The sequence below is a fragment of the Shimia biformata genome, assembly GCF_016888515.1.
GTDB classification, from domain to species: Bacteria; Pseudomonadota; Alphaproteobacteria; order Rhodobacterales; family Rhodobacteraceae; genus Shimia_A; species Shimia_A biformata.
Window position 1 is genome coordinate 1234005 of sequence record NZ_JAFEJK010000001.1, and the last position, 23053, is coordinate 1257057.

The 23053-nt window shown below is 60.5% G+C and carries 25 protein-coding genes and 1 tRNA gene; 17 read left to right on the top strand and 9 right to left on the bottom strand.

Going from position 1 to position 23053, the window contains the following annotated elements; all coding sequences use genetic code 11:
- Positions 1-34: 34 nt before the first annotated feature.
- The 14 genes from JQ863_RS06080 to trpB all read left to right on the top strand — a co-directional run bounded on the left by JQ863_RS06080 (position 35) and on the right by trpB (position 13409).
- On the top strand, positions 35-895 hold the full coding sequence (locus JQ863_RS06080; protein WP_204113416.1) for a bile acid:sodium symporter family protein: 861 nt from the start codon (positions 35-37) through the stop codon (positions 893-895).
- A gap of 72 nt (positions 896-967) precedes the next feature.
- Complete coding sequence (trmB, locus tag JQ863_RS06085) at positions 968-1681, top strand: tRNA (guanine(46)-N(7))-methyltransferase TrmB (RefSeq protein WP_204113417.1); 714 nt, start codon at positions 968-970, stop codon at positions 1679-1681.
- A gap of 169 nt (positions 1682-1850) precedes the next feature.
- The gene (gene aroA, locus JQ863_RS06090) at positions 1851-3203 is read left to right on the top strand and encodes a 3-phosphoshikimate 1-carboxyvinyltransferase (RefSeq protein ID WP_204113418.1); all 1353 of its coding nucleotides are present in this window, start codon (positions 1851-1853) and stop codon (positions 3201-3203) included.
- Positions 3200-3721, top strand: coding sequence for a hypothetical protein (locus JQ863_RS06095; protein ID WP_204113419.1), 522 nt, complete (start codon positions 3200-3202; stop codon positions 3719-3721). Before aroA ends, JQ863_RS06095 begins: the two co-directional genes overlap by 4 nt.
- A gap of 24 nt (positions 3722-3745) precedes the next feature.
- Complete coding sequence (locus JQ863_RS06100; RefSeq protein ID WP_204113420.1) at positions 3746-4252, top strand: hypothetical protein; 507 nt, start codon at positions 3746-3748, stop codon at positions 4250-4252.
- Between the two features lie 74 nt (positions 4253-4326).
- Positions 4327-4935 (top strand): (d)CMP kinase, encoded by a 609-nt coding sequence (locus JQ863_RS06105; RefSeq protein WP_204113421.1) that lies wholly within the window; start codon positions 4327-4329, stop codon positions 4933-4935.
- A gap of 127 nt (positions 4936-5062) precedes the next feature.
- Positions 5063-6121 (top strand): Hint domain-containing protein, encoded by a 1059-nt coding sequence (locus JQ863_RS06110; protein WP_204113422.1) that lies wholly within the window; start codon positions 5063-5065, stop codon positions 6119-6121.
- 118 nt (positions 6122-6239) lie between these two features.
- On the top strand, positions 6240-8003 hold the full coding sequence (rpsA, locus tag JQ863_RS06115) for a 30S ribosomal protein S1 (RefSeq protein ID WP_338055492.1): 1764 nt from the start codon (positions 6240-6242) through the stop codon (positions 8001-8003).
- Positions 8004-8230: 227 nt separating this feature from the next.
- A complete protein-coding gene (locus JQ863_RS06120) occupies positions 8231-9553 on the top strand; it encodes a serine hydrolase domain-containing protein (protein ID WP_204113424.1) in 1323 nt (440 codons plus the stop codon).
- Between the two features lie 145 nt (positions 9554-9698).
- Positions 9699-10460 carry an SDR family NAD(P)-dependent oxidoreductase gene (locus JQ863_RS06125; protein ID WP_204113425.1) on the top strand — a complete coding sequence of 254 codons (762 nt, stop codon included), beginning with the start codon at positions 9699-9701 and terminating at the stop codon, positions 10458-10460.
- A 258-nt stretch (positions 10461-10718) separates the two neighbouring features.
- On the top strand, positions 10719-11003 hold the full coding sequence (ihfB, locus tag JQ863_RS06130; protein WP_204113426.1) for an integration host factor subunit beta: 285 nt from the start codon (positions 10719-10721) through the stop codon (positions 11001-11003).
- A gap of 13 nt (positions 11004-11016) precedes the next feature.
- The gene (locus tag JQ863_RS06135; RefSeq protein WP_204113427.1) at positions 11017-11367 is read left to right on the top strand and encodes a lipopolysaccharide assembly protein LapA domain-containing protein; all 351 of its coding nucleotides are present in this window, start codon (positions 11017-11019) and stop codon (positions 11365-11367) included.
- Positions 11368-11433: 66 nt separating this feature from the next.
- Positions 11434-12075, top strand: a complete 642-nt coding sequence (locus JQ863_RS06140; RefSeq protein WP_204113428.1) for a phosphoribosylanthranilate isomerase — start codon at positions 11434-11436, stop codon at positions 12073-12075.
- A gap of 95 nt (positions 12076-12170) precedes the next feature.
- Positions 12171-13409, top strand: coding sequence for a tryptophan synthase subunit beta (gene trpB, locus JQ863_RS06145; protein WP_204113429.1), 1239 nt, complete (start codon positions 12171-12173; stop codon positions 13407-13409).
- Between the two features lie 74 nt (positions 13410-13483).
- Here trpB and JQ863_RS06150 read toward each other — a convergent pair whose 3' ends face one another.
- From JQ863_RS06150 to JQ863_RS06180, 7 genes are all read right to left on the bottom strand, one after another.
- A complete protein-coding gene (locus tag JQ863_RS06150) occupies positions 13484-13855 on the bottom strand; it encodes a DUF2237 family protein (protein ID WP_204113430.1) in 372 nt (123 codons plus the stop codon).
- Positions 13856-13857: 2 nt separating this feature from the next.
- Positions 13858-15033 carry a serine hydrolase domain-containing protein gene (locus JQ863_RS06155; RefSeq protein WP_204113431.1) on the bottom strand — a complete coding sequence of 392 codons (1176 nt, stop codon included), beginning with the start codon at positions 15031-15033 and terminating at the stop codon, positions 13858-13860.
- 54 nt (positions 15034-15087) lie between these two features.
- Positions 15088-16131 carry a DUF2332 family protein gene (locus tag JQ863_RS06160; protein ID WP_204113432.1) on the bottom strand — a complete coding sequence of 348 codons (1044 nt, stop codon included), beginning with the start codon at positions 16129-16131 and terminating at the stop codon, positions 15088-15090.
- Entirely contained in the window at positions 16128-16808 is a 681-nt protein-coding gene (gene pth / locus JQ863_RS06165; protein WP_204113433.1) for an aminoacyl-tRNA hydrolase, read from the bottom strand. Before pth ends, JQ863_RS06160 begins: the two co-directional genes overlap by 4 nt.
- Positions 16809-16944: 136 nt before the next feature.
- Positions 16945-17592 (bottom strand): 50S ribosomal protein L25/general stress protein Ctc, encoded by a 648-nt coding sequence (locus JQ863_RS06170; RefSeq protein WP_204113434.1) that lies wholly within the window; start codon positions 17590-17592, stop codon positions 16945-16947.
- Between the two features lie 164 nt (positions 17593-17756).
- Entirely contained in the window at positions 17757-18374 is a 618-nt protein-coding gene (locus JQ863_RS06175) for a hypothetical protein (RefSeq protein ID WP_204113435.1), read from the bottom strand.
- A 77-nt stretch (positions 18375-18451) separates the two neighbouring features.
- Positions 18452-19618: an alpha-hydroxy acid oxidase gene (locus tag JQ863_RS06180; protein WP_204113436.1), complete on the bottom strand. Its 1167-nt coding sequence runs from the start codon at positions 19616-19618 to the stop codon at positions 18452-18454.
- A 218-nt stretch (positions 19619-19836) separates the two neighbouring features.
- On the opposite strand from JQ863_RS06180, the gene JQ863_RS06185 reads away from it, so the two are divergent.
- A complete protein-coding gene (locus tag JQ863_RS06185) occupies positions 19837-20292 on the top strand; it encodes a YHS domain-containing (seleno)protein (RefSeq protein ID WP_204113437.1) in 456 nt (151 codons plus the stop codon).
- A gap of 24 nt (positions 20293-20316) precedes the next feature.
- Here the strand turns inward: JQ863_RS06185 and trpA are convergent, their stop codons facing one another.
- Positions 20317-21108, bottom strand: a complete 792-nt coding sequence (gene trpA, locus JQ863_RS06190) for a tryptophan synthase subunit alpha (protein ID WP_204113438.1) — start codon at positions 21106-21108, stop codon at positions 20317-20319.
- A gap of 81 nt (positions 21109-21189) precedes the next feature.
- A complete protein-coding gene (locus tag JQ863_RS06195; protein ID WP_204113439.1) occupies positions 21190-21594 on the bottom strand; it encodes a VOC family protein in 405 nt (134 codons plus the stop codon).
- Between the two features lie 92 nt (positions 21595-21686).
- On the opposite strand from JQ863_RS06195, the gene ychF reads away from it, so the two are divergent.
- The gene (gene ychF / locus JQ863_RS06200) at positions 21687-22784 is read left to right on the top strand and encodes a redox-regulated ATPase YchF (RefSeq protein ID WP_204113440.1); all 1098 of its coding nucleotides are present in this window, start codon (positions 21687-21689) and stop codon (positions 22782-22784) included.
- Between the two features lie 144 nt (positions 22785-22928).
- A tRNA-Ser gene (locus JQ863_RS06205) sits at positions 22929-23018 on the top strand.
- Positions 23019-23053: the final 35 nt, after the last annotated feature.

The window sequence follows — 23053 nt, forward strand, 5'->3', positions numbered from 1 at the left end:
CCAGTTTCGCAGGGCGAACAAGAGGGACATCCAAATGCTGATCGACGTTTTCCTGCCGCTCTCGCTGGCATTCATCATGTTTTCGCTCGGTTTCGGGCTGACATTCGCCGATTTCGGTCGGGTTCTGACCATGCCTCGGGCAGTTCTGGTGGGTATGGCCGGGCAAGTGATCGTGCTGCCGGCAATCGCCTATGTACTTTTGATGTTTGCCGACCTGCCACCGGCGCTGGCCTTTGGCGTGATGATCCTGTCCTTTTGTCCAGGTGGAGTCACATCGAACATCCTGACCAAGCTGGCGGGCGGCAACGTCGCCCTGTCGATCACGCTGACCGCCGTTGTCAGCCTTCTGTCCGTTTTGACGGTCCCGGTGCTGGTCGGATGGGCATCCGGCGCGTTTCTTGGCGCAGATGCCCCCGTGATCAATGTTGCCGCGATCGGCTTTTCCATGTTCGCCATCACTGCGATCCCGGTTGCGATCGGCGTCCTGCTGCGCTTCGCCGTCACCGAGTTCGCCGAGCGGACCGAGCCGCGCATCTCGTTGATCGCCATGGTCCTGTTCGTGGTGATCGTGATTGCTGCGCTGGTCACCAACTGGGATCTGTTTCTTGCCAATATCGGCACCCTTGGGCCGCTGCTGATCGTGATGAACCTGGTGCTGCTGGTCCTTGGCATCTTGATCGCCCGTGTCCTCGGGCTGGCGGGCGGCGACGGGCTGTGCATCTCGGTCGAGATGGGGGTGCAGAACGCGGCGCTGGGTATCACCGTCGCCGGGCTGGTGGCCCAGACAGGAGGCATCCCGGAATTTGCGGTGCCTGCCGCGCTTTACGGGATCACAATGTATTTCGTCACTATCCCGGGCATGTTTGTCCTGAAGGCGCTGTTCGGCCGCGCTTGACCTTGGGGCGGTCAGGGTGCAAACCCCGGCCCCGATCACAAGGTTTGAGCGACGGATAGACGGAATAGCTTCATGAACGGCGGAAAACATCCCTCGGGCGCCCCCTGGCGCAACTTCTATGGGCGCTTCAAGGGCAAGGGGCTGCGCCCTAGCCAAGAGGCGTATCTGGACGAGGACCTTGCCGCTCTGTCGCCGGGCAAGGTGGGCTGGGGCGAGAACCCGGAGCGCGAGAAGATCGACCTGAAAGGTCTGTTCGGGGACCGTGACGTCTGGCTTGAGGTTGGCTTTGGCGGCGGCGAACATATGGTGCATCAGGCTGTGTCGAACCCGGATGTCGGGATCATCGGCTGCGAGCCTTACATCAACGGTGTCGCCATGCTGCTGGGCAAGATCCGCGAAGCCGAGGCCGGCAACATCCGGGTCCATCCCGGCGACGCGCGCGACATGTTCGACGTGCTGCCCGAGGCAAGTATCGCGCGCGCCTTTCTGCTTTATCCCGATCCCTGGCCGAAGAAACGCCACCACCGCCGCCGTTTTGTGACGCCAGAACATCTAGAACCGCTGGCGCGGGTGCTGAAGCCCGGCGCAATTTTCCGCGTTGCAACCGACATTCCCGACTACGTGCGCCAGACTCTGCAACAGGTTCCGCGCCACGGGTTCGAGTGGCTGGCCGAGGGGCCGTCGGATTGGCGCGAACCCTGGGAGGACTGGCATTCGACCCGGTATGAGCAAAAGGCGTTGCGCGAAGGGCGCGTGCCACATTACCTGACCTTCCGCCGGGTGTGATCCGGCGTTGGCGGGGAGGGGGCGCTGCCCCCTCGCTTGAAAACCTTGCGGGTTTCCAAGCTTCACCCCCGAGGTATTTGTCGTAAGAAGAAGCGGCAATTGGCACATTGTTCTGCAGCGCGGGTTGCGCTAACAGCTTGGGCAACTTCATTCTAAAGGAACTGCGCATATGTCCGGCCACGGCACACCGATCCCGATGACCTCGTCCCCTTGCGGCCCGCTGTCGGGTGAGGCGCATGTGCCTGGCGACAAGTCGATCTCGCACCGGTCCCTGATCCTGGGTGCGATGGCGGTAGGCGAAACCCGGATTTCCGGCCTGCTGGAAGGCGAGGACGTGCTGGACACCGCGAAGGCGATGCGTGCCTTCGGGGCCGAAGTGACCGAGCACGGGCAGGGCAACTGGACAGTGCACGGTGTCGGGGTTGGCGGGTTTGCCGAACCTGACAATGTAATTGACTGCGGCAATTCCGGCACGGGGGTGCGGTTGATCATGGGGGCCATGGCCACCACGGGGATCAGCGCGACATTTACCGGCGATGCCAGTCTGAACAAACGTCCCATGGCGCGGGTCACCGATCCGATAGCCCTGTTCGGGGCGCGTGCGGTAGGGCGTTCGGGTGGACGATTGCCCATGACCATCGTCGGTGCCGCCGACCCGGTGCCGGTGCGGTATACCGTGCCGATGCCCTCGGCGCAGGTGAAATCCGCCGTGCTGCTTGCCGGGCTGAATGCCCCCGGCAAGACCGTGGTGATCGAGAAAGAGGCCACCCGCGACCATACCGAGCGTATGCTGGCCGGGTTTGGTGCCGAGATCACGGTCGAGGACACTGACGAAGGCCGTGTCATCACCCTGACCGGACAGCCCGAACTGAAGCCGCAAACGATTGTCGTGCCGCGCGATCCGTCTTCGGCGGCTTTCCCTGTCTGCGCCGCGATCATCACGCCGGGTTCGGACGTCCTGGTGCCCAATATCGGGTTGAACCCGACCCGGGCGGGGTTGTTCACCACGCTGCGCGAAATGGGGGCGGACCTAGTTTATGAAAACGAGCGCAAAGAAGGCGGCGAGCCGGTGGCGGACCTGCGCGCCCGTTTCTCGCCCGATCTGAAAGGGATCGAGGTCGACCCGGCCCGCGCCGCCAGTATGATCGACGAATATCCGGTGCTGTCGGTGGTTGCCTCATTTGCCAAGGGCGATACCGTGATGAGAGGTGTCAAGGAACTGCGCGTGAAGGAAAGCGACCGGATCGACGCCATGGCCACGGGCCTGCGCCTGAACGGGGTCGCTGTCGACGAGGGCGAAGATTGGTGGATCGTTCACGGCCTTGGCCACGGAAATGTGCCCGGTGGTGCGACATGCGCCAGCCATCTGGATCACCGGATTGCCATGTCCTTCATGGTAATGGGCATGGCGGCGCAGCAGCCGGTCAGTGTCGATGACGGCAGCCCGATCGCCACATCCTTCCCGATTTTCGAACCCTTGATGGCAAAGCTGGGGGCCAAGGTGGAGCGCACTGTGTCATGAGCCGTTTTGCCCAGGCCCTGATCGCGCTGACCATTGTTACCTCGGTGACCTATGGCGTGCTGATCTGGCTTGGCACAACCGGTCTGGTAACCAAGCCCGAAGGGATGAAGCCGTTTGATCTGCGGCCCATGGGCTATTCCTTTGACGAAGCTCAGGCATTGCTGCGCGGGCTCGACGCCGAGGCAATCGCGCTGTATGGCGGTCTGCTGCGTCGGATCGACACTGCCTTTCCAGTGCTTCTGGCCTTGTGGCTGGGCGCGATGACGTGGTGGGGCAGCGTTGGCCTGAATACCTGGTCGCGGGTCATCCTTTTGGTGGTTCCGGCAAGCTATGCGATCATGGACCTGGCCGAAAACGCGCTGATCGGGACCATGTTGCGGCTGGGGCCGGACGCGATCACCCCCGACCTGGTTTCCCGTGCAAGTAGTTATACGATCTCGAAATATGTCACGGTTTCGGTTGCTTTTGTGGTGATGATCGCCATGATTATCGGCAAATTTCGCCGGAATGCGGTCTAGAGCGCTCTTCGGCAGGAGGGGCCCGTGCAGCGCGCTTTCTGGTTCAGCTTCATTGCGGCAGGTGCCGTTTACCTGACCATGATACTGTGGTCGCTGCCCTTCATCGCGTCGGAAGCGGGCGGCCTTGTTCCGTTCGACATGCGCCCGATGGGGTATGACCTGGATGAGGCAAAGGCATTTGTCGCAGGGATATCCGAGCGTGGGCGGGCGTTTTATCTTGGCACGCAACACCGGCTTGACCTGATCTATCCGGCTTTACTGGCGCTGGCGCTGGTTTTGGGGCTTCAGCTTCTTTATCGCAGGCCGTGGTCCTCCGTGTTGGGGGTGCTGGCCTTGATGGGGGCTGCGTCTGATTTCCTGGAAAACCAGTTCGTGACGACCCTGTTGCTGACTCCTCCGGCCGAGATCGATTCACGGCTTGTCGGCGTGGCCAGTTTCTGGACGATGAGCAAGTCGATCACGACCACGATCTGTTTCGCGGCCTTGTTGCTTGGGGCGGGGCGACTGGTCTGGCGGCGTGTCGTGGGCTGAGGCGCCGCCGGGGGCTTGAACCTTCTTTCGAGGGTTGAGATATGTCGCGGGGCCACGAAAAACCGGAGATATCCATGCCGTTTACCATCGCCATTGACGGACCCGCAGCCGCGGGCAAGGGCACGCTGTCCAAGGCGGTGGCTGCGCATTACGGATTTGCGCATCTCGATACCGGGCTTCTCTATCGTGCGGTCGGCATCAAGGTTCTGGCCGGGGCGGACCCGGTTGCGGCGGCAAAGGCACTTGTGGCCGAAGATCTGGACTCTGGCGATCTTCGCGGGTCGGATGCGGCACAGGCGGCCAGCCGGGTGGCGGTCATTCCCGAAGTGCGTGCGGCATTGGTCGACTTTCAAAGGGCTTTTGCGCGTCGTGATGGGGGCGCTGTTCTGGACGGGCGCGACATCGGCACGGTGATCTGCCCGGACGCTGAGGTCAAATTGTTCATCACAGCCAGCGCCGAAACACGCGCCGAGCGCCGGTTCCTCGAACTGCGGGACCGCGGCAGCGACGTAACCCGCGAACAGGTACTTGCCGATGTGAAAGAACGCGATGACCGCGACATGAACCGCGCAGACGCGCCGTTGAAACCGGCGGATGACGCGATTACAATCGACACAACGGAACTGGATATTCCTGCTGCTCTGGCCAAGGCAATTGATGTAATTGATCAGGCAAGGAGCTAGGGAGCGCCCCATTTCCGCCACATTTGCGCCATATTGTGGCGATGTACCGAGTGACCCAGAGGTTTGGACATACAATAAAAACCCCAAAAAACAGGGGTATGGCCTGAGTTGAGGCAGGCAAGTAACGATGGCAGAGGTTTCTTTCTTTGCGCGCGGTGACAGCAGTACCGCAAACAACGCTGTTCTGAATGCTCAGAACACGAACACCACTCCTACGACTGAAATCACCTTCTCAAGCGGTACAGATGGCGACCTGAAGCTTGAGCCCAATGGCGGACTGCCGGATCCCGATACCACAGTGATCGTGGACGGGGTCGAAATGACATTCACAGTCGAGTTTTCGGGCTTTCTGCCGTCTTCCAACAAGCTGAAGAACGTGAACGGCGAGGACCTGAGAGGGGAGCCGATCGTCGTCATCACGCTTGAAAACGGTCAGCGGTTGTTCTTCTTGCCGGACGGCGTGTCCGAGGCAACATTGAACTCGTTTCCCAACGGGGCGCATGACCTGACAGGGTATACCGAAGTTGCCATCATCCCCGTCTGCTTCGTGGCTGGCAGTCTGATTGCGACCCCTGCGGGGGACGTTCCCGTTGAAACCCTGCGTCCCGGCGATTTGGTCAACCGAATGGATGGCGGGCCGGTGCCGATACGCTTTGTCGCCGAGCGTAAACTGGGGTTTACCGAGTTGTTGCGAACGCCGAAATTCCGCCCGGTTTGTGTGGCCAGGGATACGTTTGGCCCGGGTGCGCCGTATCGTGACCTGTGGCTGTCGCCGCAACACCGGATCATGTTCTCTGGCTGGGAAGCCGATCTTCTGTTCCAAAGCGAGGACGTGCTTTTCCCCGCCACATGTCTTGGCAACCTGCGCGGTTCGCGGCGGGCGTCGATCCCCGAAGGGGTGCGCTATTTTCACCTGATGTTCGACAGGCACGAGGTCATTTTTGCCAACGGACTTGCCTGCGAAAGCCTTTATCCCGGCGATACGGCGGTCGCCAGCCTGACCGATGTGGCCCGCGAACAGCTTGCCGCCAGTTTTCCCGACATGGCCGATGACTGGCGGGACTATGGTCCACTGGCCCGCACCGGCCTGACCCGGCGCGAGGGCGACATGTTGCTGGCCTATCTTGGGCTTGGACAGGGGCGCAATCCCGCGCGTTGCCGGATCGGGAAGCCCATCGCCGCCTGAAACGCGCTTCTGGCTTGCTTTCCTTGGCGCATTCGCCTATATCGCGCCCGTCGACAAGGCGGAAACCGCCACAGAACAAAAAGACGAGCAGGGTCGGGATACCGGCCCTCTTTGTTTTGTGGCCCGTCTGACCAACGAAACCTGCAAGACCGGCGGAGACAACCGCTCGGCCAGAAAACCTGATAAAGGAAATAGACGCCACATGGCTAACGCAACCATGGAGGAATTCGAAGCCCTCCTTAACGAAAGCTTCGAAATGGACACGCCCGAAGAGGGTTCTGTTGTCAAAGGCAAGGTCATCGCGATCGAAGCGGGCCAAGCCATTATCGATGTCGGTTACAAGATGGAAGGCCGCGTCGAACTCAAAGAATTCGCAAATCCCGGCGAAGCGCCCGAGATCGCCGTTGGCGACGAGGTCGAAGTTTACCTGCGCGCGGCTGAAAACGCCCGCGGCGAAGCGGTTATCTCGCGCGAGATGGCCCGCCGCGAAGAAGCCTGGGATCGTCTGGAAAAAGCCTATGCTGACGATCAGCGCGTCGAAGGCGCGATCTTTGGCCGTGTCAAAGGTGGCTTCACCGTCGACCTCGGCGGCGCCGTGGCCTTCCTGCCCGGTTCGCAGGTTGACGTCCGCCCCGTGCGCGACGCTGGCCCGCTGATGGGTCTGAAGCAGCCGTTCCAGATCCTGAAAATGGACCGTCGCCGTGGCAACATCGTTGTGTCGCGCCGCGCCATCCTGGAAGAGTCGCGCGCCGAACAGCGTGCCGAAGTCATCGGCAACCTGCACGAAGGTCAGGCCGTGGACGGTGTTGTCAAGAACATCACCGAATACGGTGCATTTGTTGACCTCGGCGGTGTTGACGGCCTGCTGCACGTCACCGACATGGCATGGCGCCGTGTCAACCACCCGTCGGAAATCCTGTCGATCGGTGAGACCGTCAAGGTTCAGGTTATCAAGATCAACAAGGAAACCCACCGCATTTCGCTGGGCATGAAGCAACTGCAAGACGATCCGTGGGATCTGGTTGCTGCCAAGTACCCGCTGGAATCGGTCCACACCGGTCGCGTCACCAACATCACCGACTACGGTGCCTTTGTTGAGCTGGAGCCGGGCGTCGAAGGTCTGGTCCACGTTTCGGAAATGTCCTGGACCAAGAAGAACGTCCACCCCGGCAAGATCGTGTCGACCTCGCAAGAGGTGGAAGTCATGGTGCTGGAAATCGACCAGGCCAAACGCCGTGTGTCGCTTGGCCTCAAGCAGACCATGCGCAACCCGTGGGAAGTGTTTGCAGAAACCCATCCCGAGGGCACCCAGGTCGAAGGCGAAGTCAAGAACATCACCGAATTCGGTCTGTTCGTTGGCCTGCCCGGCGACATCGACGGCATGGTTCACCTGTCCGACCTGTCGTGGGACGAGCGTGGCGAGGATGCCATCCAGAACTACCGCAAGGGCGACATCGTCCAGGCCGTGGTTTCGGAAGTCGACGTCGAGAAAGAGCGTATCTCGCTCTCGATCAAGGCAGTTGGCGGCGACAAGTTCGCTGATGCCGTTGGCGGCGTGAAGCGTGGCTCGGTCATCACTGTCGAAGTGACCGCGATCGAAGACGGCGGCATCGAGGTCGAGTATGAAGGCATGAAATCCTTCATCCGTCGTTCGGACCTGTCGCGCGACCGCGCAGAGCAGCGTCCCGAGCGGTTCTCGGTTGGCGACAAGGTCGACGTTCGCGTCACCAATGTCGACAGCAAGACCCGTCGTCTGGGCCTGTCGATCAAGGCACGCGAGATCGCCGAAGAGAAGGAAGCCGTGGAACAGTATGGTTCGTCCGACTCGGGCGCATCGCTGGGCGACATCCTGGGCGCAGCGCTGAAAACCGGCGACGAATAAAAGAAATTCGGACACCAGTTCGAATAAGCGAAACCCCGCCAATACTGGCGGGGTTTCTTTTTTTCACCGATTGAATTTTTACTGGTGCAACATAGATACCGGACAAGCTAGGAAGTGGTGGTCTGAGTATTCCGGCATTCTCACTTCACCCAATACTTTTTTAAAGTTAGACAAGGATTGACCAAGTGAAACGTTTTCTGACCACAGCAACCTGCGCGATAGCCCTTATGACGACTGTATCCACATCGCAGGCCCAGGATGGGCCGCTCGACAAATACCTCTCGGTTCCTGGCGCGAAGACGACGTTGCCGGTCGAGACAGCAAAGAAACCCTGGTCGCTTGACTTCTCGCGCGATGCGCAAGCCGCGTTCGAGAACTTCCACTACCAGATGGGCGGCGACCACGCGCTTTACTACAACCAGAACCTCAGCGAGTCGCTGCACACATCCTATTCCTCGCCGCACCCGGACTTCATGCCGCTTGAGCGTGCGATTGATGAAAGCCTCGGAGAGGCGGTTCGCTGGACCACCAAGGAAGGCGAAATGTCGCTGGCCGAGTATTCGGTGCACCCAAACCACCGGGTCCAGGGGGTCATGATGATCCACAAGGGCAAGGTGGTTTATGAGGAGTATCCGGGTATGAACCCGATGGACCGCCATGTCTGGATGTCGCCCGGCAAGGCGACCGTCGGCCTGGTGATGGCGCTTCTGGAGGAAGAGGGCAAACTGGACCTTTCGCGTGAAGTTGTCGACTATGTGCCTGATCTCAAAGGAACAAACTGGGATGGCGTGCCGCTTCTGGACGCGCTGAACATGGCGACCGGGCTGGCACTGGAAGAAACCCTTCCTTCGCTGATCGACCCGTCGTCGATCATCGTGCGGTTCTTCTCGGCCGAGTTCGGCGCCCCCAATCCGGTGACCGGCGAGCAGGAGAACTGGCTTGATATCCTCAAAACGGCGGAAAAGATCGAAGGTGAAGCGCCGGGCGACGTGTTCCGCTATTCCTCGGCCGTGACGCAGGTCAGCGTTCTTGCTGCCGAAATGCTGGATGACATGACCTGGGCCGATGTGTTCCAGGAACGCGTCTGGAGCAAGGTCGGCGCGCGTCAGGACATGATGCACCACCTCATGCCGGATGGCACGGCGGTTGCGCATGGTCTGATTTCGACCACACTCGAAGATTTTGCCCGCTTCGGGATGATCTTCACACCCAGCTGGGACAAGACCGCGCATGAGCGCATTGTGTCCGATGAGGTGCTGAAACGTCTTCAGAACTCGGGTGACCGCGAGGCATTCCGCAAAGGCGCGAAGTTCGCCGGATTGACCGACGAATTCGGCGAAGAACCGAAATACAATTCAATGCAATGGGACGCGGTTTTCGAAGACGGCGCATTGTATAAACACGGCAATGTCGGCCAGGGCATTTATGTCGATCCCGAACGTGATTTCGTCGGCGTCTATTATTCGACCAATGGCTATGTGCCCCCGTATGGCGAAGATCGGATGATGGGTTTCCTGCGTCAGGCTGCGAAACACCTGGGTGATAACTGATCCTTCCGCCTTCCCGAGAAAAATGAAAGCCCCGCCCCTCCGGTGGGGCTTTTTCTGTTTTGGACTGCGTTGAATGCAGGGCTTTTCAAAGCGGGGCCCGGCGGGATAACGTGCCGGTCGGGGGCGGCGACGAAGGGAATTGTCGATGAAATCTGGTGGATCAAAAGTGGCGATTGTCACCGGCGCGGCGCGTGGAATTGGGCTGGCAACGTCGAAACAGCTGCTGGATCAGGGCTGGCGGGTGGTCATGGTTGACCGCGACATCGACGCGTTGACCGAGGCCGTGCTGCCATTGCGCAAGGTCCTGCCTTTGCCCTATGACATAAGCGATCCGGATCAGGTCGACCTGATGATTGCAGACACAATCCAGAAATTCGGACGTATCGACGGGCTTGTGAACAATGCCGGGGTCGCGGACTTCGGCCCCATCGAAGAGACGGATTTCGCCCGTTGGCGCACCGTGTTTGAAACCAATCTGGATGGAATGTTCCTGTGTTCGCAGGCGGCGACGCCCGCTTTGAAGGAAAGCCGTGGGGTGATCGTGAATATCGCCTCGATTTCGGGCTTGCGCGCCTCGACGCTGCGTGTGGCCTATGGCACGTCCAAGGCAGGTGTCATCCAACTGACGCAACAGCAGGCAGCGGAACTTGGTGAATACGGAATTCGGGCCAATTGCGTCTGTCCCGGCCCGGTACGCACAAAGTTGGCAATGGCCGTTCACACGCAAGACATAATCGACGCCTATCACGACGCGATCCCACTCAATCGGTATGGCAGCGAGGATGAGATCGCCAATGTCATCACCTTCCTGATGTCGGACGGGGCCAGCTATGTGACCGGGCAGACAATTGCCGTTGATGGCGGCTTTGAATGCACTGGCGTCGGCCTTCCCGCCCTGCGGCGCTGATGTTGCGGTTCGGGGATCGTCCGTTCGTTTTTCGCAAACCGAATCAATGGCTTCTCTGCGGTGCGGCGCAGCCGATACGCTTTGGTTGCGGGCGAAAATCATGGGCAAGCATCCGCCCATAGCGGCCGAAATGCAGAGATTCACGCCGTTTTTCCACCAATCGGTGACGGGACTCTATTCCCGATCAGACGGTTCCGCCCTATAGTCGTTTTCGATGCACGATCCCAAAAACGTGCACATCCAGGGAGACAAAAACCAATGATCCGTTCGGAACTGATCCAGAAAATTGCCGATGAAAATCCGCATCTCTACCAGCGCGATGTCGAGCGGATCGTGAACACGATCTTCGAAGAAATCACGACGGCAATGGCCCGCGGAGACCGGGTCGAGCTGCGAGGTTTTGGCGCATTTTCCGTGAAGAAACGGGATGCAAGGGTGGGCCGGAACCCGCGCACCGGCGAGGCGGTCGAGGTCGAGGAAAAACACGTCCCGTTCTTCAAGACCGGCAAACTGCTGCGCGACCGCCTGAACGGGAAAGAGTAAGAGTCAAAAGTTGATGCGTTACATCCGCTACGCCTTTCTAGCCACGCTTGGCGTGGTGCTTGTCGCTGTGGCGCTGGCCAATCGCGGCAGCGTGACGCTGGTGTTGCTGCCGGATGCGCTGTCGGATTTACTTGGGCTGGACCACTCGATTTCGCTGCCGCTGTTCGTGGTGATTTTCGGCAGCCTGATCGTTGGTGTCCTGATTGGGTTCGTCTGGGAATGGCTACGGGAACACAAACATCGGTCCGGCAAGACCAGGGCTGAACGTGAACTGGCCAAGACTCAGCGCGACCTGCGCCGGGTCAAGGGCAAGCAATCCGAGGGCAAGGACGAGGTTCTGGCGCTTCTGGACGAAGCAAGCTAAGTGTCGGTTTGAACCGGTAATTCGGCCCCGGGCAATGGTCCGGGGCTTTGTCGTTTTGGGGGCACCATGGAAATACGCGTCAAGATTTGCGGTCTGACCACGGTGGAGCAGGTCGAGGCCGTCGCCGAGGCGGGCGCGCATTACGCCGGGTTGAATTTCTTTCCCAAGTCGCCGCGTTTTGTTGATGTTGACGTGGCGCGAGAACTGGCGCTGGCGGCCCCCGTAGGACTGGCAAAGGTCGCGCTGGTGGTGAACGCCGATGACGAGACCCTTGACCGGATTACAGGCGAGGTGCCGTTGGACATGTTGCAATTGCATGGCTCGGAAACGCCTGAACGTGTGGCCGAGGTCCGTGATCGCTATGGCTTGCCGGTGATGAAGGCGATCGGAATTGCCGAGGAAAGCGACCTTGCCCAGATTGCGACCTATGCCGCTGTCGCGGACCAGCTTCTGGTGGATGCCAAACCGCCCAAGAATGCGATTCTGCCCGGCGGAAACGGACTGACCTTTGACTGGCGGCTTGTGAACCGCAAATACTGGCCCAAGCCCTGGATGCTGGCCGGTGGCCTGACGCCCGAAAACGTCGCCGACGCGGTGCGCATGACAGGGGCGCGGCAGGTCGATGTGGCCTCGGGCGTGGAAAGCGCGCCGGGGATCAAGGACCGGGACATGATCGCGCGTTTCGTAGCGGCGGCAACTGGGCGATAAACTTTCTGGAAAGTGCCTCTTGCGGCTATAAATCGCTAGAAAATCATGTGCGCGAGCCGTAAGCACAGTGGGCGCAGACAAAGGCGGACAAAGATATGGCGAACGATCTTTTCAACAGTTTCATGAGTGGCCCGGACGAAAAGGGCCGCTTCGGGATTTTCGGCGGGCGGTTCGTGAGTGAGACGCTGATGCCGCTGATCCTTGACCTTGAGGCCGAATATGAAAAGGCCAAGACGGATGACTCGTTCTGGGCCGAAATGGACGACCTCTGGCAGCACTACGTCGGTCGTCCAAGTCCGCTTTACTATGCGCCCCGCCTGACCGAGGCGCTGGGTGGTGCCAAGATATATCTCAAGCGGGACGAACTGAACCACACCGGCGCGCACAAGATCAACAACGTGCTTGGTCAGATCATCCTTGCGCGGCGCATGGGCAAGACCCGGATTATTGCCGAAACCGGCGCTGGGCAGCACGGCGTCGCCACCGCCACGGTCTGCGCCCGGTTCGGGTTGAAATGCGTGGTCTACATGGGCGCCCATGACGTCGAGCGTCAGGCCCCCAACGTGTTCCGCATGCGTCTGCTGGGAGCCGAGGTGGTGCCGGTGACGTCCGGGCGCGGCACGCTGAAAGATGCGATGAACGACGCGCTGCGCGACTGGGTAACCAATGTGCGCGACACGTTCTATTGCATCGGCACCGTGGCCGGTCCGCATCCCTATCCGGCCATGGTACGCGACTTCCAGTCGATCATCGGCAAGGAAGTGCGCTGGCAACTGGCCGAGCAGGAAGGCGAGGGGCGTCTGCCTGACACGGTGATTGCCGCGATCGGCGGTGGGTCGAATGCCATGGGCCTGTTCTATCCCTTCCTCGACGACCCGTCGGTGAACATCATCGGTGTCGAAGCCGGCGGCAAAGGTGTGGACATGAAGATGGAGCATTGTGCCTCGCTTACCGGCGGTCGCCCGGGCGTGTTGCACGGCAATCGGACCTACCTGTTGCAGGACGACGACGGCCAGATCCTTGAGGGTTTCTCGATTTCGGCGGGGCTGGATTATCCTGGTATCGGGCCGGAACACGCCTGGCTGCATGATATCGGCCGCGCGCAATATGTCTCGATCACCGACAAGGAGGCGCTGGAAGCGTTCCAGTTCTGTTGTCAGCAGGAGGGGATCATCCCCGCGCTGGAACCCAGCCATGCGCTGGCCCATGTGATGAAGATCGCACCGGATCTGCCCAAGGACCATATCATCGTGATGAACATGTGTGGCCGGGGCGACAAGGACATCTTCACCGTTGCCCGTCACCTGGGCTTCGACATGGAAGAAAGCGACTGATAGTTTTTTGGTGGCAGATGCCGCCGTCAGAAGTAATTGGGCAAGAAAGAAGGGGCGCGGTAAGTGCCCCTTCTTTATGCAGCATAGTCCTTCAAAATCCGCATTGGCACGACGTCCAGCGTACGGCGATGTGTGGCGGCCAGATTGACTTTGGGTGCGCAGCCCTCGTCATGGGCTTGCAGGAAACGCGCGGCACACAGGCACCACTGGTCACCCGGCTTCAACCCTGCAAAGTGCATCTCTGGGCGCGGGGTCGACAGGTCGTTGCCGACATATTTCGAATAGGCCAGGAACTCTGCTGTCATGATGGCACAGACGGTGTGCGCGCCGGTATCTTCGGCGCAGGTGTTGCAATGGCCGTCGCGGAAGAACCCGGTCAGCGGGTTGGTCGAGCAGATCTGAAGCGGCTCACCCAGAACGTTGATTGAGGGGGCCGGTTCGATCATGTTCACTCTCCTTTGGTCGCGACCTCGGCAATCTTGCGGAACATCGCGATATTGGCGTCGGTGACCCCGTCTTCTTTGAACTTTCGGTCGGCCGAGTTCATCGCGATAACCACCCCAAGCGGGCGGTTGACATAAACATACTGGCCATAGACCCCGATGCCAAAGAATTCCTCGGGACGGGCATCGCGCGGCATCCACCATTGATAGCCATATTGCAGGTCGCCCGGTTTCGTTTTGGCGCTTGCAGTGGTGCTTTCGGCGACCCAGTCGGCGGGGACGACCTGTTTCCCGTCATAGACGCCGTTCTGCAGGAACATCTGGCCAAAGCGGGCATAATCGCGGGTGCGGATATTGAGACCGCCCAGCACGAAGGCGACGCCATTGCCATCGGTCACGTAATAAGGGCTCTGTTCGAAACCCAGCGGCTGAATGATCTTTTCGGAGAGCAAAGACGCCACATCCCGCCCGGTCGCGCCGCGAATGACCATGCCGATCACGTGGGTATCGATCGACACATACTGCCACTGGCTTCCCGGCGCCGTGAAGGTTTCCGAGAGGCCAGCGGCGAACCCATCCATCGAGCCGCCAAGCGCCAGCACATAGCCCATCTTGTTGATATCGGACCACGGGTCGAGATAGTCCTCGTCAAAGGTCACGCCCGAGGACATGCGCAAAACGTTGCGGATTGTCGCGCCGTCATAGGCGCTGCCTTTTAAAAGCGGAGCGTATTTGGTGACCGGATCGTCCAGCGATGCGATATGCCCTTCCTCCACGACAACGCCCATCAACGCCGAAAGAAAGCTTTTGGCGACCGACCAGGAAATGCGCAGGTCGGTGTCGGCGGTGTCTTTGTAATAGCTTTCATGCACCATCTGCCCGTCTTTCAGGACCACCAGCGCGGTGACGGATCGGTCTTCAAGCCATTTCGCGGCCTCTTCCGGCAAGGTGATCGCGGTTCCGTCAGGCAGGTCAGACACGGGGCCATCGCCGCGCGCCACCTCTCGGGTCAGGAAAGCGGCGCTCATGTTGGAAAAGTTGGTCACGATCTTGTCTTCGGAAAATAGGGTGTTCACCGCCATCAACCGGGTGATCTGTTCCCGTTTCCAGATGCCAAGGGCGGCCACAACCACCACCAGTATCAACAGGATACGGCCAAGCCATTTTCCAAACGTGCGCATGAAATCCTCCCTTTGAAACGGCATCAGAGCGCAAGGGATTTCGTCGGGCAAGCGTTACGTAAGGGTAAAAGGGCCCGTCCAGTTGATCCAGCGACCGTGGAAATCGATTCGACCCAGTTGGATATGGCGATCTCCAGGCCAAAGACGCAGGTCCAGTGCTGCGCCCGGTATCGCGTCATCACCTTCCATCCTGAGCCATGCCAACGGTGCATCATCAGTCGCGCGCTTGCCTGCCGCTTCGATCAGCGAGGTTCCGTGTTTCTGGGCTTCGGCGGGAAAATACTGCCATGCAATCGTGTGATAGATCAGGTGCATTCGTCCCGGCTCATGTTCAAGCCGTCCCGCCAGCCAGTCAATCGCATCGCCTTTGTCGACCTCGGCGTCATGGGCGGCGATGGCGGCGCGGGTGCGGGCGAGCCGGTCGACCTGATCGGGCCAGAGATAGGCCATGAGGCGCAGTCGCCCGTCCTCTGAGCGCGGGTTCAGCGGATTCAGGTCGACGCCGCGCCGTTCAATGATCCGGGATGCCGGGCCTTCTGGCAGGGGCCCGGTCCAGTCCGGCGACAGGGTCAAAGTCGAGGTGTCAGGCCCCAAACGCTCTTGCGACGTCTCAAGCGCGAACTGATCGAACATCAGGTTCAGACCGGCGCTGGCCCCCAGTTCTGACACCCGTATTGGCAGATCGAAGGCCGTGGTCAGCAGGCGTGTACCCGCGATCAGGGCGGCGGCACGGCGCAGCTCGTTGGTCTGGGGGGCGTGCGTGACCCAGTCCGTCAGAAAGGTGTCATGGGCATATAGAGCGTAGATAATGGCGGAACGGAACAGATCTTCGGGCGGATTGGCGGGCGGGTAGACCGCCGACAGGTCGGGGTCGATCCCCTGCAAGTGCAGCGCATGTAACCCTCCTGCCACCCGCAGCGGCAGCGACGCGCCCATCGGACCGATATCGCCGGGGAACCCCGTCAGTTTCCGTGAAAGCTTGGTGTCTTCCGGCCAGTCACCGGCGAGAAGGGTCAGCAGCCGCGCCATGAAGGGACTGTCCAGCGCTGCACAATGTCCCGCCTGTTCACGGAAGGCGTCGCGCAGGACCGCACTCACCGGAACTTGTCCACCAGCTTTTGCAGGGCCGAGCGGTCGTCTGGTTTCGGATCGGGCTCAGTTTGTGGTGCCTCCGCCGATTTTGCGGCAGGCGTTTTCGATGACCGGGGCGGGGCAGTGCGCAATGAAACGGCGTTCATGAACTTGCCTGTGTCACCCGCCGCCAGCTGCGCCGCGCCGTCCGAGATGCCGCGCAACAGGTCCTCAAGCCAATCCTGATCCGCCTTGTGAAAATCGTGGAGGACGTAATGCGACACCAGATCCTTGCGGCCCGGATGCCCAATGCCGATGCGCACGCGGCCATAAGCCTCGCCGATATGCTGATGGATCGAGCGCAAGCCATTGTGGCCAGCATGACCGCCGCCCTGCTTCACCCGCAACTTGCCCGGCGCCAGATCGAGTTCGTCGTGAAACACCACCACGTCTTCTGGCGTGAGCTTGTAGAACCGCATCGCTTCTCCCACGGATTGGCCCGAGAGGTTCATGAAGGTCTCGGGTTTCAGCAGCAGCACCTTTTCCGTGCCCAGCCGCCCCTCGGTCAGCGATCCCTGGAACTTGCCACGCCACGGGGCAAAGCCGTGATCATCCGCGATCCGGTCCAACGCCATGAAGCCGATATTGTGCCGGTTGCCTGCGTATTTCGTGCCGGGATTGCCCAGGCCGACAAAGAGTTTCATGTGCCATCCGTTTCGCTGCGCCTGATGGCACGGTTCTAGGGGCGTGCGCCGAAGGAATCAATTGCCGTGCCGAAAACGAAAAAACGCGACCCCTGGAGGGCCGCGTTTCAAAACGTTCGAAAAAGACGCGAGAGGATTATTCCTCTGCTGCTGCCTCTTCTGCCGGTGCTTCGGCTGCTTCGCCCTCGTCGGCGTCATCATCCGACGAACGCAGGCTCGACGGAGCCGAGATGTTGGCGATCACGAAGTCACGGTCGATGGTCGGCTTGGCGCCTTCCGGAAGGGTCACATCGCTGATGGTGATGACGTCGCCGACATCCAGACCGGCCAGATCGACGACGATCTTCTCGGGGATGTCACCGGCAGTCACGCGCAGCTCGATATCGGGGCGCACAACGGTCAGAACGCCACCCTTCTTGATGCCGGGGGCCTGCTCTTCGTTGATGAACTCAACGTGGATGAAGAGGTTGATCTTCGAGGTGCGGCGCAGGCGCAGCAGGTCGATGTGGGTCGGAAGGTCCTTCACGACATCGCGCTGAACGCCGCGGCAGATCACGCGCACGTCGTCCTGGCCTTCAACCTTGAGGTTGAACAGGGTCGACAGGAAGCGGCCTTCCTTCAGCTTTTTCAGCAGGACGTTGAAGGGGATCTGGATCGCTTGCGGTTCGGCTTCACCACCGTAGACAACACCAGGAACAAAACCGTCGCGACGTGCCTGACGAGCGGCGCCCTTGCCTGTCCCCGTACGTGCTTCGGCGTGAAGATCAGGAATCTGACCAGCCATTTTGAATACTCCAATAGATAGGGCAGGGTTCCTCCAAGGCTGTAACCCCGCGTGAAGCCGCGCCAATAGCGCGTTCCGGCACAATTGCCAAGAGGGATTCGCCCCTATTTGCGCCTGTGCTGCGGGCAGGTGGCTCGAATCCGCGCCGCCAGCGGAATGTGACGTCAGAAATCCTGCCGGAGAACGCCCCCGGCATCCTGTATCCGCGCATATAGTGCGAATTCCTCGGGACGCGCGGCGCGCAGCTTTTTCTCGACGTCTCTGGACAGTGGCGCATCCACCGTGGGCGAGACGTTTCGCTCTTTGAACGTGATTTCGTCCTCGAAACGGTCTTCCAGAAATTCGCGCAAAAGGGGCTGGTTTTCATACAGGAACAGGTGATGCACCGGAACGCTGCCGTCGCGGATCGACAGGAACTTGAACTGGCTGCCGATCCCGGCATAGGCGGGCGGCCTGTCCGAGATCACGTCCAGCACGAATTCGTCAAAGCTGAGCCCGCCAGTGGATTTCCGTCCCCGACCCAGCCGTTCGGCGCTGCGATAGCGATACCAGCTTCGGATCTGCTCGATCGGGTCGCGCATTACGGCCAGACGTTCAGGGCGTTGACCAAAGGACTTTTCCAAAAACGGCGCAAAGCGAGTGTGGTACTTGCCAACAGTCATGTGCTTCACCCGTTTGGTGAAAACAATGTCGGCATATTTCCGCAACGCCTGTTCATAAGCCGTGGTGCCCGTCTTGGGAACCGAGAGAAAGGCCAGATTCTGTTTGAAATAGACCTGCACGAATGACCTGTTTTCTGCCCGCCGGAACTATGGCCCGGCGGGACAGGAGAAGTCAAAAGGCTTTCGTGGGGCGGGCTTTACGACTGCCAGCCGCCGCCGAACCCCTCGGGCATCAACAGGATATCGCGGTCGACATCATTGATGTCGCGCTTGCCACACAGCGCCATCGAGTAATCCAGTTCCTTGTGAATCACCTCCAGCGCCTTGGTGACACCGGCTTCGCCATCCGCGCCAAGCCCATAGATATAGGCGCGGCCAATGAACGTGCCCTTGGCGCCCAGAGACAGGGCCTTCAGCACGTCCTGGCCCGAGCGGATGCCGCTGTCCAGATGGACCTCGATCTTGTCGCCAACCGCATCCATGATGCTGGGCAGGGCGCTGATCGAGCTGACCGCGCCGTCCAACTGCCGTCCGCCGTGGTTCGAGACCACGATTGCGTCCGCGCCGACGTTTAGCGCCATCTTCGCGTCATCGGCATCAAGGATGCCTTTCAGGATCAGTGGGCCGCCCCACATCTCCTTGATCTCCTTGACGTCATCCCAGTCAAGCTGGAGGTCAAAACTCTCGGCCGCCCAGACCGACAGGGATGACATGTCGGTGATGCCATCGATATGGCCGACGATGTTGCCAAAAGTCCGGTTTTTGGTCTTGGCCATCCCCGCGATCCAGCGCCATTTGGTGGCGAGGTCGACAATATTGCCAAGGGTCGGGCGCAGCGGCACGCTGAGGCCGTTTTTCAGGTCCTTGTGACGTTGCCCCAGAAGCTGAAGGTCCAAAGTCAGCACCAGAGCCGTACAGCCCGCGTCCTTGGCGCGCTGGATCATGCGGCGGGTGAAATCCTTGTCACGCATGACATAAAGCTGGAACCAGAACGGTTTGGTCGTGGCCTCCGCCACTGCCTCAACCGAGCAGACCGACATGGTCGAAAGGGTATAGGGCACGCCGAATTTCTCGGCGGCGCGGGCGGCGTGAATTTCGCCGTCCGGGTGCTGCATCCCGGTAGACCCAACTGGGGCCAGCGCCACCGGCATCGCCACATCCTGTCCGATCATCTGGGTCTTGGTGGTGCGGTCCGACATATCCACCGCAACGCGCTGGCGCAGGTAAAGCTTGTCGAAGTCCGACGTGTTCTCGCGGAAGGTCTGCTCCGTCCAGCTTCCGCTTTCGCAATAGTCAAAGAACATGCGCGGTGTGCGGCGCTGGTAGATGGTCTTCAGGTCGTCGATGCAGGTAATGACCGCCATGGCTCAGAAATCCCTCGTATTGGTAAGGGTTCTTTACCAATAAGGGGGTGTTTGGGCAATATTGAAAATCGACGCATCGCGCCGGCAGGGTGCGGCCCGTCGCCACAAGGCCCCGGCATGTTCACAAGCCCGATCACGGGCCGATCACAGTCCGGTCAGGCGGGGTCACAGGGGCGGAAATGGCGCGTAGGGTGAGGCAGCAATCTGGAGGAGATGAGATGCTGACACGACGCAAAACACTTGCCTTGATGACGCTGGCACCCGTGGCAAGCACGCTGGCGCCAACGGCTGCGCTGGCGCGGGAACCCGAAGTGTTTCAGAACCCGGTCGCGATCAACGGCACCGACCCGGTGGCCTACTTCACGGAAGGTAAACCCGTGGCGGGGTCGGCAAACCACAAGGTCATGTGGAACGGCGCTGATTGGCATTTTGCCAACGCCGAAAATGCGGCCAAGTTTTCGGAAAAACCCGAGGCATATGCCCCGGTCTTTGGCGGCTATTGCGCGTTTGCGGCGTCAAAGGGCTATCTTGCCCCCACCGTGCCCGAGGCATGGACGATCCACGAGGATCGCCTCTATTTGAATTTCAGTCTGCGGGCGCGGGAACTTTGGCTTCAGGACGTGCCCGGCAACATCAAGAAGGGCATGGCAAACTGGCCGGGCATTCTTGGTTGATGCCCGTGACAGTTCCCGGCAGGGTCAGGCCCGGTGCGCGCCGTCCGCGAGGGTTTTGACAAAGTCCAGCACCTCGGCCACGGGTTTGCCCTCGGCGATCTTGCCGACAATCGCCGACCCGACCACGGCCCCATCTGCGACACTGGCGATGGCCTGGGACTTTTCAGGTGAATTGATGCCGAAACCGACAATCACCGGCAGGTCTGTCTTGGCCTTGATCCGTGCAACTTCCGGGCCGACATCGGTGGCCTGCGCCTCGGCGGACCCGGTGATTCCGGTGATCGAGACGTAATAGACAAAGCCCGACGTGTTCTCCAACACTTTGGGCAGTCGGCGGTCATCGGTGGTCGGCGTCGCAAGGCGGATGAAGTTCATCCCCGCCGCCTGCGCAGGCAGGCACAGTTCGTCATCTTCCTCGGGCGGCAGGTCCACGACGATCAGCCCGTCGATCCCGGCGGCCTTGGCGTCGGTGAGGAATGTCTCGACTCCATGAGAATAGATCGGGTTGTAATAGCCCATCAACACGATCGGCGTGGTGTCGTCGCCCTTGCGGAACTCGGTCGCCAGCGCCAGCGTCTTCTTCAGCGTCATCCCGCCATCCAACGCCCGTTGACCCGCCTTCTGGATCGTCGGCCCATCCGCCATCGGATCGGTGAAGGGCAGGCCCAGTTCGATAACGTCCACACCCGCCCCCGGCAGACCCTTCACGATCTCGAGCGAGGTGTCGAAATCGGGATCGCCCGCCATGACATAGGCGACAAAGCCTTTCTTGCCCTGGTCCTTCAGCGCGGCGAATTTGGCGTCGATACGAGTCATGGCGATCCCTTTTCACTTGGTCGGCACGGGATTGCCCGTTTCGGGCCGGAAAATCAATGCCCTCAATGCTGCGCGCTAATGCTATTCGCCGGGAACTCCGATCATCCAGTTGGTGCCGAACCGATCCCGCACCATTCCGAAGCCGGGGGAAAAGAATGTGGCGGCAAAAGGCATCGTGACCTGGCCTCCTTCGGCCAGCCTGTCAAACAGCGCCTGTCCGCCCTCCACATTGGCAACAGGGTGGTTGACCGAAACCGACTCTTGCGGCCGCGCTTCCATTCCGGGCGGGTAGTCCGATCCCATCAGGCAGAACTCGCCCAGCATGATGTGGGAATACATCACCCGGTCCGAGGGCGGCATGCCCTCGGTCGAAGGCGCGTCAGAGAAACGCAATATCTGCACCTCGGTCGCGCCAAACAGATCGGCATAGAATTGCATCGCCTCGGCGCAATTGCCGTCGAAATTGAGATAGGGAATGAAAGCCATTGGGAAATCCTCCTCTCAGCAGCCTAACACGCGCCTTGCGCCTGTCCCAAACTGTCCCTAGAAGCAGCCCGGTATTGTGACAGGAGGCCGAAATGGGTTTCAAGATGGGTATCGTCGGGCTGCCGAATGTGGGCAAGTCCACCCTGTTCAACGCGCTCACGCGCACCGCGGCGGCGCAGGCCGCGAATTTCCCCTTCTGCACCATCGAACCCAACGTGGGCGAGGTCGGCGTGCCGGATGCGCGGCTCGACAAGCTGGCCGAGATCGCCCAGTCCAAGCAGATTATCCCGACCCGCATGACTTTTGTCGATATCGCGGGCCTGGTGAAGGGCGCCTCCAAGGGCGAGGGCCTGGGCAACCAGTTTCTGGCCAATATCCGCGAGGTCGACGCCATCGCCCATGTGCTGCGCTGCTTCGAGGATGGCGACGTCACTCACGTCGAGGGCCGCGTTGATCCGGTGGCCGACGCCGAAACAATCGAAACGGAACTGATGCTGGCCGATCTCGAGTCGATCGAGAAGCGCCGCGCCAACCTCGTGCGCAAGCTGAAGGGCAATGACAAGGAAGCCCAGCAGCAGGATCGCCTGCTGGCCGCCGCCCAAGCCGCACTGGAAAACGGACAGCCTGCCCGCGTGGTCGACGTGGATGCCGAAGACGCCCGCGCCTGGAAGATGCTGCAACTTCTGACCACGAAGCCGGTGCTGTTTGTCTGCAACGTCGGCGAATCCGAGGCGGCAGACGGCAATGAACACTCCGCCAAGGTTGCGGAAATGGCCGCCGCCCAGGGCAACGCACATGTGATCATCTCGGCCCAGATCGAGGAAGAGATCAGCCAGCTTGAAGACGACGAGGCGGCGATGTTCCTCGACGAGATGGGGCTGAAAGAAGCGGGGCTCGACCGGCTGATCAAGGCGGGCTACGAATTGTTGCAGCTAGAGACCTATTTCACCGTCGGCCCGAAAGAGGCCCGCGCCTGGACCATCCGCAAAGGCACGAGCGCGCCTCAGGCGGCTGGGGTGATCCACGGTGACTTCGAAAAGGGCTTCATCCGCGCCGAAACCATCGCCTATGACGACTTCGTCGCTTGTGGTGGTGAGCAGGGTGCCAAGGAAGCCGGCAAGATGCGCGCCGAAGGAAAAGGCTATGTCGTCAAGGATGGCGACGTGATGCACTTCCTGTTCAATACCTGACCTGTGCCAGGCCCGTTTCTAACGCCCCGCAGCGCCCCGCCGCCGCGGGGCGTTTTGCTTTCTGCTTCAACGATGGCCATGCCCGCGAAAAAGTTGCGTTTTTGCTCTTGTTCTTCCAGCGCCCCCCCTGATAGACGGGTCAGCGGAGACGTGGCCGAGTGGTCGAAGGCGCTCCCCTGCTAAGGGAGTAAACGGGAAACCGTTTCGAGGGTTCGAATCCCTTCGTCTCCGCCACAACGGCGCTGTCAAAGGAACTCAGGTCACAGCGT

What these genes read in the sequence shown, in the direction of transcription:
- JQ863_RS06080 (WP_204113416.1), top strand. Translation starts at nt 35, where the DNA reads ATGCTGATCGACGTTTTCCTGCCGCTCTCGCTGGCATTCATCATGTTT.
- trmB (WP_204113417.1), top strand. Translation starts at nt 968, where the DNA reads ATGAACGGCGGAAAACATCCCTCGGGCGCCCCCTGGCGCAACTTCTAT.
- aroA (WP_204113418.1), top strand. Translation starts at nt 1,851, where the DNA reads ATGTCCGGCCACGGCACACCGATCCCGATGACCTCGTCCCCTTGCGGC.
- JQ863_RS06095 (WP_204113419.1), top strand. Translation starts at nt 3,200, where the DNA reads ATGAGCCGTTTTGCCCAGGCCCTGATCGCGCTGACCATTGTTACCTCG.
- JQ863_RS06105 (WP_204113421.1), top strand. Translation starts at nt 4,327, where the DNA reads ATGCCGTTTACCATCGCCATTGACGGACCCGCAGCCGCGGGCAAGGGC.
- JQ863_RS06110 (WP_204113422.1), top strand. Translation starts at nt 5,063, where the DNA reads ATGGCAGAGGTTTCTTTCTTTGCGCGCGGTGACAGCAGTACCGCAAAC.
- JQ863_RS06120 (WP_204113424.1), top strand. Translation starts at nt 8,231, where the DNA reads ATGACGACTGTATCCACATCGCAGGCCCAGGATGGGCCGCTCGACAAA.
- JQ863_RS06125 (WP_204113425.1), top strand. Translation starts at nt 9,699, where the DNA reads ATGAAATCTGGTGGATCAAAAGTGGCGATTGTCACCGGCGCGGCGCGT.
- ihfB (WP_204113426.1), top strand. Translation starts at nt 10,719, where the DNA reads ATGATCCGTTCGGAACTGATCCAGAAAATTGCCGATGAAAATCCGCAT.
- JQ863_RS06135 (WP_204113427.1), top strand. Translation starts at nt 11,017, where the DNA reads ATGCGTTACATCCGCTACGCCTTTCTAGCCACGCTTGGCGTGGTGCTT.
- JQ863_RS06140 (WP_204113428.1), top strand. Translation starts at nt 11,434, where the DNA reads ATGGAAATACGCGTCAAGATTTGCGGTCTGACCACGGTGGAGCAGGTC.
- trpB (WP_204113429.1), top strand. Translation starts at nt 12,171, where the DNA reads ATGGCGAACGATCTTTTCAACAGTTTCATGAGTGGCCCGGACGAAAAG.
- JQ863_RS06150 (WP_204113430.1), bottom strand. Translation starts at nt 13,855, where the DNA reads ATGATCGAACCGGCCCCCTCAATCAACGTTCTGGGTGAGCCGCTTCAG.
- JQ863_RS06155 (WP_204113431.1), bottom strand. Translation starts at nt 15,033, where the DNA reads ATGCGCACGTTTGGAAAATGGCTTGGCCGTATCCTGTTGATACTGGTG.
- pth (WP_204113433.1), bottom strand. Translation starts at nt 16,808, where the DNA reads ATGAAACTCTTTGTCGGCCTGGGCAATCCCGGCACGAAATACGCAGGC.
- JQ863_RS06170 (WP_204113434.1), bottom strand. Translation starts at nt 17,592, where the DNA reads ATGGCTGGTCAGATTCCTGATCTTCACGCCGAAGCACGTACGGGGACA.
- JQ863_RS06180 (WP_204113436.1), bottom strand. Translation starts at nt 19,618, where the DNA reads ATGGCGGTCATTACCTGCATCGACGACCTGAAGACCATCTACCAGCGC.
- JQ863_RS06185 (WP_204113437.1), top strand. Translation starts at nt 19,837, where the DNA reads ATGCTGACACGACGCAAAACACTTGCCTTGATGACGCTGGCACCCGTG.
- trpA (WP_204113438.1), bottom strand. Translation starts at nt 21,108, where the DNA reads ATGACTCGTATCGACGCCAAATTCGCCGCGCTGAAGGACCAGGGCAAG.
- JQ863_RS06195 (WP_204113439.1), bottom strand. Translation starts at nt 21,594, where the DNA reads ATGGCTTTCATTCCCTATCTCAATTTCGACGGCAATTGCGCCGAGGCG.
- ychF (WP_204113440.1), top strand. Translation starts at nt 21,687, where the DNA reads ATGGGTTTCAAGATGGGTATCGTCGGGCTGCCGAATGTGGGCAAGTCC.